Consider the following 14,395-nt stretch of genomic DNA (forward strand, 5'->3'; position numbering starts at 1 on the left):
AAATGTTTACGACAATTGATACGCACACGGGAGGGAATCCAACAAGGACAGTCATAAATGGTCTTCCAAAGCTAGAAGGGAATACGATGTCAGAAAAGATGCTATTTATGAAAGAAAAGTATGATTGGATTCGTACATTTCTTATGTTTGAGCCACGCGGGCATGATGTCATGTCAGGGGCATTATTAACAGATCCATGTGACCCAGAAGCTGATATAGGTGTTATTTATATAGAAACAGGCGGGTATTTACCAATGTGTGGTCACGATACAATTGGTGTTTGTACCGCTTTAATTGAAACGGGTATGGTTGAGGTGAAAGAACCGTATACCTATATTAAATTAGATACACCAGCAGGGCTTGTCGCAACAAAAGTGTATGTGGAAAATGGGAAAGCAAAAGAAGTAACGTTTTGTAACGTGCCCGCTTTTTTATTAAAGTCTGTAGAAGTACATATCGAAAATATAGGGAATGTACAATGTGATATTGCTTATGGTGGTAATTTTTATGCAATTATAGATGCGAGAAAATTAGGGGTGCAGCTAACGACAGATAACTCCGCAGAGATTATAGAAAAAGCGATTCGGATTCGTGATGCTATTAATGCAGCGGTACCTATTTCACATCCGGAATTTTCTTTTATCGAAGGAGTGACGCACGTCGAATTTTTCTGTGACCCAACAGATGAACGTGCGGATGTGAAAAATACAGTAATTGTACCACCAGGCGGGATTGATCGTTCGCCGTGTGGCACAGGAACGTCGGCTAAGCTTGCTACTTTGTATGCTCATCAGGAAATTGCTATGGAAGAATTGTTTATACATGAAAGTATTGTTGGTTCACTATTTAAAGGGAAAATTGTTAGCACAACAAATGTAGGGGAAATAGAGGCTGTAATTACTGAAATCACTGGGTCAGCATGGATTATGGGGATGCACCAATTTTTATATCATGAGGACGATATTTTGAAAGATGGATTTATTCTTATTCCACCAATGGAAGGACATTAGTATAACCATATTGATACGAGCTAAATAACAGGAGAAATGGAAGACGGGGGAGATAGGATGAAGTTCGTAAAAGCAATTACAACAGTTGATGCACATATGGCCGGGGAGCCACTACGCCTAATTATGAACGGTGTACCTCTATTACAAGGGAATACGTTGCAAGAAAAACAAACAGAACTAGTTGAAAACTATCAAGCATTTCGAAGAATTCTTATGCAAGAGCCACGTGGTCATGCAGCAATGAACGGCTGTATGATTGTACCACCTTGTTCAGAAAAAGCTGATTTTGCAGCGTTGTTTATGGATGCGAATGAATTTACTTCTAGTATAGAAGAGTTTGTGATGATAGCTGCTGTTGTTATGGTGGAAATGGGAAATATACAAATAAAAAATGATGTAGTAGCAGTGGAAACAATTGATGGGATATTTTCTGTGAACATTTGTATGGAAGACGGAGAGATACAAGCTGTTTCATTGCAGAAAAATTGTGAATACGAACTTCAACATCATGCTTCTCAATCAGTCGTTTCATTTGGATCCAATGAACACTACGTAATCAGTCATACAAAGCATTTAGGTGCCAAACTAGCCATGGATGAATTTATAGAATTAAAGAGCTGGGCGCATAAGATAAGAACGTCATTATCAACTGAATGTAGTAGTATTTTAATAGATGCGGCGCATATTGAGAGAAAACGATTTAAAACGATGGTGCAGAAGAAGAATGGACTTGTAAGTCGCTCTCCATATGTGAGAGCAACATGTGCATGTTTGGCACTCTTTAAAGAGGAAGGTATGTTGCAAGAAGGAGAGAGTTTGCAACATGAAAATATTACAGGCGGGACATATGAAGCAAAAATAATGGAATACACGCAAAATGCCATGACGGTACAAATTACAGGAAAGGTCTTTATTACGGGAATGCACCAATTTTTATTAGACCCATCTGATCCATTGGCGGATGGCTTTATTATAGTAGGCTCATAAAGAAAAGGAAGAGTAGCTGTCTCTTCCTTTTCTTTTTGTTTAGCTTGTCTTTTTTTGTTTTACAGACTGTATTAATTTCATCATCTCGGCTTTTATATCTTCTCTTTTCACATTTAATTTTTCGGCGATTTGTTTGACATGCATGCCATCTTTTTTCATTTGTAATACGTCATTGAACGGTGTATTACTTTTTTGTGCAATGATGGTTAAAACTGCGAGGTGATGCAAGCGAAGGTGGTTATCTTCCATTGTTTTCTTCATTTGCTCTGGAGTCGTTTTTTGCATGTCAGCTATTTTTTGTAGCAATGCGTCTTTCATCTCTTTACTCATATGATGTTTATGCATTTTCTTCGGATCCACACCAAAATGTTTCGCCGTTTCTTCCCAAGATTTATTTTGTTTATAGTACGATAAAACGTCATTGATATCTTTTTTACTTATTTTCGCAATGCGTGCAGCTTTCCAAATTTCATGTTTGTTGTAACCTTGTTTTTCTAAAGATTGTAGTTGTTCATCTGAGATTAATTTGTGATGATGCGCCGTGAGCTCTTTTGGTGAGGCAGCAGAAGCAGGGAAGACTGCGATTCCGCATAAAAGCCCTGTTGCTAACATACTTGCTATCAATTTTTTGTACATATAATGTATCCTCCTAATTGAACAAAGTGGAAAACTTTATATATAGAGTGTCCCGAAGTTGTGGAGAAGTTGTGAAGAACATGTGAACATTGCGAGTTTTAATAAAAAAGTTTTTTGTTAGTTTTACAACATAAAACATTGATTAATGGTAGAAAACTGCGATATAATCGAAATTGAAAATCAATATCAATAAAAAGATGTATACATATAGATGAAAATAAGGGAGAGAAACATATGGCTACATATACTTCCATTGCGAATATTATTACAGAAAGACGTTCCATTCGTACATTTACAGATAAAGCAGTAGAAAAAGAGTTATTAATTGAATTATTAAATGATGCAACGTGGGCACCAAATCATAAACATCGTGAACCATGGAAATGTAAATTATACATTGGAGAAGGACGTCAAAAATTAGTTGACGCTGTCTTGCATTCTTTTACAGAAGAAGAAAGAGCAAAACGAGGTAAAATCTTATCCGATCGTTTCTTAAGTACACCAGCTCAAATCGTTGTGTATATGGATGAAGATCCACGTCAAATTCAGCGTGATGAGGACTACGCGGCAGTATGTGCATTCATGCAAAACTTCCAATTACTAGCTTGGGAGCGCGGATTAGGTTGTGTTTGGAAATCAGGCGGATTGAATTATAATCCTTTATTTATAGAAGGACTTGGATTAACAAAAGGACAACGCATTGTTGGGATTCTTCACATTGGCTATTTTGATAAGAAGCCAGAAGGAAAAGAGCGTACGCCGATTACGGAGAAGCTTGAAGTGATTGAGGGATAATAGATTAAGATGAGAAGCTGGATGCAAATGGTTTGAAATTTGTGTTCGGCTTTTTTGTGGATTTAATAAATTATCTTGCAACTTTGTAGTTCATGTTTTATTCTATAATAGGAACGAATGTTCTTATTGCGTTTAATATCCTCACAAGTAGGTCCACAAATAAAACTACTTCTAACATCCTTTATTTAACACCCATCATTTTTTAGTAACTTTTCATATGTAATTGAATAAAAAGAGGGATGTACGTTATAGTACAACCGATTACGTCGTATGCCACTTTTAGTTTGGGAAAAAACAAAGAAGGGTTGGTTTTATATGATGAAAGATGTAATTTTGAAAAAGAAAGATGCAAGAAAAGAGAGATCAGATGAACCAAAGGAAGCGTTTTTGAAAAATGAAGTGTTAGCTGCCTATTACAACTATGAACCACCGCACAATACTAAATATCATTTGCATATTGGGCCAACAAATGCAGGGAAAACACATGCAGCTCTTGCTAGGTTGAAAGAAGCAAATACAGGAGTATATTTAGCGCCACTTCGTCTATTGGCTTTAGAAGTATATGAGTTATTAAATGCGGAAGGTATTCCCTGTAACTTACAGACGGGAGAGGAGGAACGCATTGTAACGGAAGCATTTCATTTATCGTGTACGGTTGAAATGTTACAAACCAATCGAGAATATGATGTCATCGTTGTTGATGAAGCGCAGATGATTACAGATCGAGACCGGGGATTTGCTTGGTATCGCGCTATTATGAAGAGTCGTGCCCGCGAAGTGCATGTAGTCGCAAGTATTGATGCAAAGCCGTTACTATTACATTTGCTAGTAGAACAAGAAGTTATTATTCATGAATATGAGAGACTTACACCATTAAAGATTGAAGAGAAGCGTTTTTCTATGAAAAAGGTAGAAATTGGAGATGCGCTTATTGTATTTTCTAAAAATCGTGTACTACAAAGCGCTGCACAACTCAAAATGCTTCATAAATCTGTAAGTGTTATATATGGGAGTATGCCTCCAGAAGCACGCCAACAACAAGTAGAACGTTTTCAAAGGGGAGAAACAACTGTGCTTGTGGCAACAGATGCAATTGGTATGGGTCTTAATCTCCCTATTCAACGTATTGTGTTTTTAGAAAGTGAAAAGTTTGATGGGAAGATGCGCCGGTTGTTGACTGGACAAGAAGTAAAGCAAATTGCAGGACGAGCTGGACGTAAAGGAATGTACGATGTTGGAAAAGTACTATTTTGTCAAAGGCGTAGACAAATGAAAAAGTTACTGCGTACATCTGATATACCGCATGAAAGATTTACGATTTCACCGACACGAGAGCTTCTTGAAAGGTTTACTCGATACTCTTGTGATATGGGGCAATTCTTTCGTTTGTGGAAAGAGTTTGAAGCGCCGGTTGGAACACAAAAAGTCACTCTTATACAAGAAAAGCAACTATATGGGCTAATCAAAGGAAGTGAGATTGAACAGCGTATGAGTTTGCCTGATTTATATGAAGTACTGCATCTTCCATTTGCAGCTCATGAGCGAGGTCTTGTAAAGCAGTGGCGGGCAACTTTGTATGCGATCGTCAGAAAAGAAGAATGGCCAGAGCCTATGCAGAAAACAAGTTCTTTAGACGAGATGGAACTTTCTTATAAAAGCATGGGACTGCATGTTATTTTCTTATATCGCAGTAACCAACGAACATTGGCGCAAATATGGGAGCGTGAACGAACAATAATGGCAGAACGAATCGATGAATACTTAAGGAAACATTTAATTAAACATCGGAAAAAGTGTAAATCCTGTCAAACACATATGCCGTGGGATTATCCCCATAACATGTGTCAGCGTTGTTATGAAAAGCAGCTTCTCTCATATGATTATGAAGAAGATTACTGGTAAAAGAAAATAACAGACTATCTATTTTTCATCATTTCTCATGAAAGCTTGGCTCTCCTCATACACTGTCTTAAGGGAAAGTGTAAGGAGGGAAAATAATGAGAGCTAGTGATGATAAAGCACTGCAATATGCAATTGCTGAAATTACTGAAATTGCAACGGGGTTTGGGCTTGATTTTTATCCGATGCGTTATGAAATATGCCCAGCGGAAATTATTTATACATTTGGTGCATATGGGATGCCGACGAGATTTTCGCATTGGAGTTTTGGAAAGCAATTTTTCAGAATGAAATTACAATACGATTTAGGATTGAGTAAAATCTATGAACTCGTTATTAACTCTGATCCATGTTACGCCTTTTTATTAGATACAAATTCTTTAATTCAAAATAAATTAATCGTGGCGCACGTTTTAGCGCACTGTGATTTTTTCAAAAATAATATTCGTTTTTCGAATACGAAACGAGACATGGTGGAGAGTATGGCGGCAACTGCTGATCGTGTGAAAGCATATGAGCATAAGTACGGAAAAGAAGAGGTGGAAACATTTTTAGATGCAGTGCTCGCTATTCAAGAGCACATAGATCCGTCACTTATGCGCCCAAAACTCGCATGGAGTATGGATGATGTAGAGGAAGAAGTAGAAAAGAAAAAAGTATCACAGTACGACGATTTATGGAATTTAGATGATAGAAATACGAAGAAAGAACGTCCTAATATACGGAAAAGAAAAAAAATCCCACCACAGCCAGAGAAGGACTTACTACTTTTTATTGAACAATATAGTAGAGAGCTAGATGAATGGCAACGTGATATTTTAACAATGATGAGAGAAGAGATGTTGTATTTCTGGCCGCAATTAGAAACGAAAATCATGAACGAAGGTTGGGCTTCGTTCTGGCATCAGCGCATACTTCGTGAAATGGATTTAACATCAGATGAAGCGATCGAATTTGCGAAATTAAATGCAGGAGTTGTGCAGCCATCAAAAACAAGCATTAACCCATACTACCTTGGTATTAAAGTATTTGAAGATATTGAAGAACGCTACAATAATCCAACGGAAGAGATGAAACGCAGGGGCGTAAAGCCAGGATCAGGCCGTGAAAAAATCTTTGAAGTGCGGGAAATCGAATGGGATGTATCGTTCCTACGAAACTACTTAAATAAAGAGCTAGTGATGAGAGAAGATATGTACTTATTCCAGCGCCAAGGAAAAGAGTACAAAGTCGTTGATAAAGAGTGGGAACACGTTCGTGATCAACTCGTTAATATGAGAACAAATGGCGGATTCCCATACTTAGTAGTGGAAGATGGAGACCATTTAAAGAACGGTGAATTGTATATTAAACATTGTTATGAAGGAATTGAACTTGATTTAAAATACTTAGAGAAAGTGCTGCCGTATATTCATCAGCTATGGGGAAGAACAGTTCATATGGAATCGTTTGTGGAGAATAAAGGTGTTGTGTTTTCTTATGATGGGAAGATGGTGCACCGGAAGTATGTGTAAAGCCGCTGGGATCAGCGGCTTTTTTGAATTGGTAATTTAATGAAATGATTAAGTTTGTATGTGATAATAGTATTGGCTGTTTAGATTTGTTTTTTATTTTAAAGGGAGTTTAACTAAGTAAGATATAAAAATTACAAAGAGGACTGGAGAGGTTCAAGTGAGTAAAGTAGGGGTATGTAAGGTGGATATTACACCTCCTTTAGGTATTGATTTTATTGGATATCATAGGGAAACGGGTATTCGTAATATTGAAGAACGCATTTATGCGACCATATACGTGTTTGCAAATCATCAAGCAAAGACGGTATTTATTAGCATTGATAATATAGGGATGCTAATAGAAGATACAATAATCATTCGCGAACAAGTAGCAAATGAGCTGAATGTTCCATTTGAAAACATCACGGTTGTTTATACTCATACTCATTCTGGTCCCGAAACAGTTGGCGATGATCCATTAGTAAAGTCTTATAAAAAGATTTTAATTACGAATGTAATCAAAGGAGCCGTTTTAGCGAATGATAATATGCAATTATCTGAAGTGGGTTGGAACGTAACGACGGGTGAAATAGGAGTAAATCGAAGAGAAAGAACATCTGATGGAAAAGCGAAAATGGGTATAAATGAAAATGGTGTTGTAGACAAACGAATTGGCGTTCTAGCAATTAGAAACTACAAAACAAAGAACTTAATGGGAGTCATTGTCTTTTGTACTGCCCATCCTAACGTTTTAAAGTCAGATAGTGATAGATTATCAGCTGATTATCCTGGCTTAACAAGGGAGATTCTAGAACAAACATTAAACTGTCCCGTAACGATTGTTCAGGGGGCAGCTGGGAATGTGAATGCAAAATATCGTGGTTCTAAGGAAGCGTTAAAACAAATGGCTTACATATTGAGTGGCAGTGTCTTAACTATGTTACCAACAGTTACTTACAACTTAATTTCAGAGCTAAAAACTATTTCAACTACAATGAAAATGAAATTAAAGGATATTCCTGAAATGGAAGAGATAAAACGAATGGCGCTACTGGCTAAAAAACAATGGGGGGTGAATACAGATCAGTGGGTTAATGTCGTTGTAGCTAAGCATAAAGAGAATATTAGACAGTTAACAATTGATTTGGAAATTCAATTATTTCGGATCAATGAGGGGTCATTCACGGGCATACCGATGGAACCTTTCTCAGAAACAGCGTTAGCTATTAAAGAAAGTCTAAACAATGAACGAGCTTTCTTTGGTGGATATACGAATGGTTATATAGGTTATTTACCAACGAAAGAGGAATATACTTATGGAGGATATGAAGTGGAATTAAATCCTGTAGTGTATGGACCTATTACAAACTTATTAATGCCACCAGAAGAAAATACTGCTGAGTTGGTAGTGAACAGAGTTATGGAGCTATACAATAATTAAAATAAATTGGGGACGTAGTGGAATAAAAAAGAGTCTAGTGGCAATAGTAGGAGCTTAGAAATAATCTGAGCTCTTGTTCTAAATTTTACTTAAAATAAATGATGTTATTTCAAACGAATTGGCGAAGCTAAAAGCAGGCGTAATATGTTCTTATGATAGAAATATGTGTAAAGTCGCTGGAATAAACCAGTGGCTTTTTTATACCAAGTTTGTTTCAATTTGGTGAACAAGTATAAAGTTTGAGGTTTATATATTGTCATTCTATTTTTTTATGTTTATTATATACCTATACGGGTATATGTAATTTGGAGTTTATATATATCCGTAGTAGTAATCAAAGATAGTTATGGAGGTTAGGAAAATATGAGCAAAAAAATCGTTGTAGTCGGTGGAGTTGCCGGCGGAGCATCAGTAGCAGCACGTCTTCGTCGTTTGAGTGAAGAGGATGAAATTATTATGTTTGAGCGAGGCGAATATATTTCGTTTGCAAACTGCGGATTGCCATATTACATTGGCGGTGTGATTCAAGAGAGACAGAAGTTATTGGTGCAAACAGTTGAAAAGATGTCAAAGCGATTCCATTTAGATATTCGTATTTTAAGTGAAGTGATAAAGATTAATAAAGAAGAAAAAACAATTATTGTGAAAAATGTAATGACAAATGAAACATACGAAGAATCTTATGATGTTTTAATTCTTTCACCAGGATCTAAACCAATTGTGCCACCTATTTCGGGAATTGAAACAGCAAAAGCTTTGTTTACACTGCGAAATGTACCAGATACAGATCGTATTAAGGGATATATTGACGAGAAGAAGCCACGCCATGCGACTGTCATTGGTGGCGGATTTATTGGTGTCGAAATGGCCGAGAACTTGAGAGAAAAAGGGATTGATGTAACGCTTGTTGAGATGAATAATCAAGTCATGCCACCAATTGATTATGAAATGGCCGCATATGTACATGAACATATGAAACAGCATGGTGTTCAGCTCATTTTGGAGGACGGGGTAGAGGCTTTTGAAGAAGATGGGGCAGTCGTACGCTTAAAAAGCGGCTTGAAAATCAATACAGATATGATTATTCTATCTATCGGTGTCCAACCAGAGAGCCCTTTAGCAAAAGAAGCAGGCTTAGAACTTGGAGTACGCGGGACAATTAAAGTAAATGAAAAACTACAAACTTCTGATTCGTCTATTTATGCCATTGGTGATGCGATTGAAGTGAAAGATTTTGTAACGGAAACAGAAACAATGATCCCGTTAGCATGGCCAGCAAATCGACAAGGGCGTCTATTGGCAGATATCATTCATGAACGTGCAGAATCTGTATACAAAGGAACGATGGGAACATCGATTGCGAAGGTATTTGAATTAACAGTTGCTTCAACGGGAGTAAATGAAAAGGTATTGCAACATTTAAACATACCCTATGAGGTAGTACATGTACAAGCGAATTCTCATGCTGGTTATTATCCGAATGCATACCCTGTTTTATTAAAATTGATTTTTAATAAAGAGTCAGGCGAAATTTATGGTGCGCAAGCTGTTGGACGTGACGGTGTAGATAAGCGTATTGATGTCATTGCAACGGCGATGAAAGCTCATTTAAAAGTAATGGATTTACCGGATTTAGAACTTGCATACGCGCCGCCGTATTCTTCTGCGAAAGACCCAGTAAACATGGTGGGGTATGCTGCAAGTAATATAATTGAAGGGCTTGTAGATACAGTACAGTGGCATGAAATTGATCAAATTGTCAAAAACGGTGGCTATTTAATTGATGTTCGTGAACCTAATGAACTAAAACAAGGGATGATAAAAGGTTCTGTTAATATCCCATTAGACGAATTGCGTGAGAGATTAAATGAAGTACCGTTAAATAAAGAAGTATATATTACATGTCAACTTGGCATGAGAGGATATGTTGCTGCACGTATATTAATGGAAAAAGGATATACTGTGAAAAATGTAGACGGTGGATTTAAGTTGTATGGCACAGTGTTACCAAACCGCGTTGTATATTAATGTTTTACGCGGTTTGGCATATATTTCTACAAATGAAAACGATATTTTTTAAAAAAGGGGGTTTACATTATACCCTGTAGGGTATAATATGTTGTTATAAGTTAGAAAAAGTTACAACATAATATTACCGAGGTGATTGTACGTTGGAATATAATCAAGATATCAAAAATAGATTGAAGCGTATTGAAGGGCAAGTTCGCGGTGTACTTCGAATGATTGAAGAGGAAAAGGATTGTAAAGAGGTAATTACACAATTAACAGCATCACGCTCTGCTATGGATCGTACAATTGGATTAATTGTAGGAACGAATTTGGAAAACTGTTTGCGAGAACAATTTGCAAAAGGTGATACATCTAATGAAGATTTAATTAAAGAGGCTGTACAATTACTTGTGAAAAGTAGATAATCTGTCAAACGAATGCGTTGACAGATTTTAAAAAACATTTTATCATACCCGTACAGGTATATGTATGCTGGTGTTAGGTGAAGAATCTACAGAATGTGTTAGGAAGGAATGAAAATTTTTTTAAACAAAAATATACCGTAGGGGGTAAGGTAGTGAGTGTTCTATCATTACAAGCAAAGGATGTTGCTGAGAAAGTTTTATTTGAAGAATTATATATTTTAGATGTACGTAATGAAGTTGATTATATGGATTGGAAAATTGAAGGGAAGCAAATTTCTTCTATGAATAAACCATATTTTGATTTATTAGAAGGCGTAGAGGGCATCTTGGAAGAGTTGCCAAAAGAAAAAGATATTCTTGTTGTATGTGCGAAAGAAGGATCTTCTAAGTTCGTGGCGGAACAGCTTGTAGAATCTGGCTTGAATAATGTTTACTATTTAGCTGGCGGGATGAAGGCTTGGAGTGAATATGTAAAGCCGGTGAAAGTAGGAGATTTAAAAGACGGCGGAAGTATATATCAATTTAATCGCCTTGGAAAAGGATGTTTGTCCTATATGGTGATTTCAAATGGAGAAGCAGCTGTTATTGATGCAGCACGAACAATTGAGACGTATGAAGAGTTTGCAAAAGAGCAAGAAGCTGTCATTACAAATGTGATGGATACGCATTTACATGCAGATCATATTTCTGGTGGACGTAAGCTAGCCGAGAAAGTGAACGGTACGTATTGGTTACCTCCAAAAGATGCAGAAGAAGTTGTGTTCTCTTATGAGCCTCTTGTAGAAGGTGCTGTTATTACAGTAGGAGAGACGAAAATTGATATTGAAGCCATTTACTCACCAGGACATACAATTGGAAGTACGTCATTTATTGTAGACGATGCTTATCTTTTATCAGGCGATATTTTATTTGTAGATTCTATCGGTCGCCCCGATCTTGCAGGAAAGGCGGAAGATTGGGTAAGTGACTTACGTAACACTTTATATAAACGTTATAAAGGATTATCTCAAGATTTAATTGTATTGCCAGCTCATTATTCAAAGATAAGTGAAATGGATGAGAGAGGCATTGTTAGTGCCAAGTTACAAGACTTATTCGAAAGTAATGCAGGTTTAAATATTGGGGATGAGGCAGAGTTTCGTAAAATCGTTACAGAAAATTTACCGCCTCAGCCAAACGCATATCAAGAAATTCGCCAAACGAATATGGGGAAATTGAATCCAAGCACAGAAGAAGAACACGAAATGGAAATTGGCCCAAATCGTTGTGCGGTGCATGATTAAGTTTACAGTTTTCAAATAGTAGATATAAAAAATGGAGGTATAGATTATGAATGTAAAACAAGTATTAGATGCAAAAGGGTTAGCATGTCCAATGCCGATTGTAAGAACGAAGAAAGCAATGGAGGCTTTGCAATCAGGAGAAGTATTAGAAGTTCATTTAACAGATAAAGGATCAATTAAGGATATTCCAGCATGGTCAAAAACAGGTGGTCATGAAGTATTACACCAAACAGAAGAAGATGGCGTATTGAAGTTCTGGATTCAGAAGGCGTAAGCAATTCATAACCAGTGGAGGAGAGGGTTGTTTATATGGATGGAAATACAATATTAAATGTAATTTTAATCGCGCTTGTCGGTGGGTTTCTTATTTCTCGATTCTTACCAGTCAAAGGTGTTAAAAATATAACTGGAAAAGAATTAAAAAGTATACTAGGTAAACAGCATAAACAATTTATTGATGTTCGTACATCAGGTGAATATAGAGGAAATCATATGAAAGGTTTTCGTAACATCCCGTTAAATGAACTAGCTAACAAAGCGAGTCAATTAGATAAAAATAAAGAAGTAATCGTGATTTGTCAAAGTGGGATGAGAAGTAAACAAGCAACAAAAATTTTAAAGAAACTAGGTTTTCAGCATATTACAAATGTTTCAGGTGGCATGAATACTAGGAATTAAGGAGGAAATGACAAATGAAAGAAATGACAGCAAAAGAACTAGAAAATAAATTGATGAACGCTGAAAGGTTAAATATGATTGATGTTCGTGAAGTAGAAGAAGTGGCGGAAGGTAAGATTCCAGGAGCTCTTCATATTCCACTTGGTTTATTGGAATTTCGCATGCATGAATTAGATAAAAACAAAGAATATATTATGGTATGCCGCTCCGGCGGGAGGAGCTCACGAGCTGCACAGTTTTTAGAAAGCAATGGTTTTCGAGTGATAAATATGGCTGGTGGTATGTTAGAATGGGAAGGAAAAATAGAATAATACTATATAATGCTTTTATAAATAAAGGGTTTCGTATATTTTATAGAATACCCATGTAGGTATATAGAGGCGAGGGAGCTAACATGGAGAACAAGAAAAAAACAACGATCGTTTTGTTTAGCGGAGATTACGATAAGGCGATGGCAGCTTATATTATTGCGAACGGTGCAGCAGCGTATGATCAAGAAGTAACGATTTTTCATACTTTTTGGGGGTTAAATGCGCTTAGGAAAGATGAATATATAAAAGTAAAGAAAAATTTCTTAGAGAGAATGTTTGGAAAGATGATGCCACGTGGTGCAGATAAGATGGGCTTATCTAAAATGAACTTTGCGGGTATGGGTCCTAAAATGATACAGCATGTTATGAAAAAGCATAACGCAATGCCACTTCCGGATTTAATCGATATGGCAAAAGAGCAAGGTGTGAAGCTTATAGCTTGTCAAATGACAGTTGATTTATTAGGGTTAAAAGAAGAAGAGATTATGGAAGAGGTTGAATTCGCTGGTGTAGCAGCTTATTTAGCAGATGCTTCTGAGGGGAATGTGAATTTATTTATCTAGGGTAATGACAGAACGCCTTCTTGTTAGAGGGGAGAAAAATAAAGATGAGCTTCAGTTTTATAATTGTAATCTTTCTTATTGGCTTTGTTGGTTCATTTATTTCGGGGATGGTTGGTATTGGTGGTGCCATTATTAATTATCCAATGATTTTATATATTCCGGTGCTATTAGGGTTTACTGGTTATACGGCACATGAAGTAAGTGGTATTACAGCTGTTCAAGTGTTTTTCGCAACGTTTGCAGGTGTGTGGGCTTATCGAAAAAGTGGTTATATAAATAAAACATTGGTGTTATATATGGGAACGAGTATTTTAGTAGGGAGTTTTGTTGGTGGTTTAGGTTCAAAAGTATTAGAGGAAGGGCAAGTGAACATTGTATATGCTGTTTTAGCTACAGTAGCAGCTATTATGATGTTTGTTCCGAAAAGGAATAAGAGTGATCTCTCATTAGAAACATTGACGTATCATAAAGGATTAGCTAGCGTTTTAGCATTTATCGTAGGTGCTTCTTCTGGTATTGTTGGAGCTGGTGGTGCATTTCTACTTGTGCCAATTATGCTTGTCATTCTCAAAATCCCTACACGTATAACAATTGCCACTTCATTAGCAATTACGTTTATTTCATCTATCGGGGTTATGATTGGAAAAGTAACTACAGGACAAGTAGTGGTGCTACCGTCTATCACGATTGCGATTGCAAGTTTACTTGCTTCACCACTTGGAGCTAGTGTGGGGAAGAGGTTAAATCAAAACGTATTGCAGTGGATATTAGCGATATTGATTGTTTCAACATCTATTAAAATTTGGGTAGATATTGCATTGTAATATGTTTTTTTTGAAGTGTAGATATCTTAAGGAGAATGTA

General features: G+C 36.6%; 15 protein-coding genes. 14 read left to right on the forward strand and 1 reads right to left on the reverse strand.

Going from position 1 to position 14,395, the window contains the following annotated elements:
- Positions 1-2 precede the first annotated feature (2 nt).
- Together CN373_RS00260 and CN373_RS00265 are read left to right on the forward strand one after the other, a co-directional pair.
- A complete protein-coding gene (locus CN373_RS00260; RefSeq protein ID WP_002055853.1) occupies positions 3-1,010 on the forward strand; it encodes a proline racemase family protein in 1,008 nt (335 codons plus the stop codon).
- Positions 1,011-1,067: 57 nt separating this feature from the next.
- A complete protein-coding gene (locus CN373_RS00265) occupies positions 1,068-1,997 on the forward strand; it encodes a proline racemase family protein (RefSeq protein WP_165770992.1) in 930 nt (309 codons plus the stop codon).
- 39 nt (positions 1,998-2,036) lie between these two features.
- Here the strand turns inward: CN373_RS00265 and CN373_RS00270 are convergent, their stop codons facing one another.
- Positions 2,037-2,633: a hypothetical protein gene (locus tag CN373_RS00270; protein ID WP_098358586.1), complete on the reverse strand. Its 597-nt coding sequence runs from the start codon at positions 2,631-2,633 to the stop codon at positions 2,037-2,039.
- Positions 2,634-2,867: 234 nt separating this feature from the next.
- Between CN373_RS00270 and CN373_RS00275 the strand changes: the two genes are divergently transcribed.
- From CN373_RS00275 to CN373_RS00330, 12 genes are all read left to right on the forward strand, one after another.
- Positions 2,868-3,428 carry a nitroreductase family protein gene (locus tag CN373_RS00275; RefSeq protein ID WP_098358587.1) on the forward strand — a complete coding sequence of 187 codons (561 nt, stop codon included), beginning with the start codon at positions 2,868-2,870 and terminating at the stop codon, positions 3,426-3,428.
- 315 nt (positions 3,429-3,743) lie between these two features.
- Positions 3,744-5,330 (forward strand): helicase-related protein, encoded by a 1,587-nt coding sequence (locus CN373_RS00280; RefSeq protein ID WP_165771886.1) that lies wholly within the window; start codon positions 3,744-3,746, stop codon positions 5,328-5,330.
- Positions 5,331-5,425: 95 nt separating this feature from the next.
- Entirely contained in the window at positions 5,426-6,841 is a 1,416-nt protein-coding gene (gene spoVR, locus CN373_RS00285; protein WP_001202705.1) for a stage V sporulation protein SpoVR, read from the forward strand.
- 157 nt (positions 6,842-6,998) lie between these two features.
- Positions 6,999-8,261 (forward strand): neutral/alkaline non-lysosomal ceramidase N-terminal domain-containing protein, encoded by a 1,263-nt coding sequence (locus CN373_RS00290; protein WP_098358589.1) that lies wholly within the window; start codon positions 6,999-7,001, stop codon positions 8,259-8,261.
- Positions 8,262-8,624: 363 nt separating this feature from the next.
- Positions 8,625-10,289: a CoA-disulfide reductase gene (gene cdr / locus CN373_RS00295; protein WP_098358590.1), complete on the forward strand. Its 1,665-nt coding sequence runs from the start codon at positions 8,625-8,627 to the stop codon at positions 10,287-10,289.
- 143 nt (positions 10,290-10,432) lie between these two features.
- Positions 10,433-10,696, forward strand: coding sequence for a metal-sensitive transcriptional regulator (locus CN373_RS00300; RefSeq protein ID WP_000456200.1), 264 nt, complete (start codon positions 10,433-10,435; stop codon positions 10,694-10,696).
- A 152-nt stretch (positions 10,697-10,848) separates the two neighbouring features.
- Positions 10,849-11,979 (forward strand): MBL fold metallo-hydrolase, encoded by a 1,131-nt coding sequence (locus CN373_RS00305; RefSeq protein ID WP_098358591.1) that lies wholly within the window; start codon positions 10,849-10,851, stop codon positions 11,977-11,979.
- A 46-nt stretch (positions 11,980-12,025) separates the two neighbouring features.
- Positions 12,026-12,253, forward strand: coding sequence for a sulfurtransferase TusA family protein (locus tag CN373_RS00310; RefSeq protein WP_001101363.1), 228 nt, complete (start codon positions 12,026-12,028; stop codon positions 12,251-12,253).
- 35 nt (positions 12,254-12,288) lie between these two features.
- Complete coding sequence (locus CN373_RS00315) at positions 12,289-12,657, forward strand: rhodanese-like domain-containing protein (RefSeq protein WP_111901913.1); 369 nt, start codon at positions 12,289-12,291, stop codon at positions 12,655-12,657.
- Positions 12,658-12,671: 14 nt separating this feature from the next.
- Positions 12,672-12,968, forward strand: a complete 297-nt coding sequence (locus CN373_RS00320; protein WP_000661805.1) for a rhodanese-like domain-containing protein — start codon at positions 12,672-12,674, stop codon at positions 12,966-12,968.
- Positions 12,969-13,051: 83 nt separating this feature from the next.
- Positions 13,052-13,531, forward strand: a complete 480-nt coding sequence (locus tag CN373_RS00325; protein WP_000428258.1) for a DsrE/DsrF/DrsH-like family protein — start codon at positions 13,052-13,054, stop codon at positions 13,529-13,531.
- 44 nt (positions 13,532-13,575) lie between these two features.
- Positions 13,576-14,355 (forward strand): sulfite exporter TauE/SafE family protein, encoded by a 780-nt coding sequence (locus tag CN373_RS00330; protein WP_000010348.1) that lies wholly within the window; start codon positions 13,576-13,578, stop codon positions 14,353-14,355.
- Positions 14,356-14,395 lie beyond the last annotated feature (40 nt).

The organism is Bacillus cereus (genome assembly GCF_002561295.1).
Taxonomy (GTDB): Bacteria; Bacillota; Bacilli; order Bacillales; family Bacillaceae_G; genus Bacillus_A; species Bacillus_A cereus_S.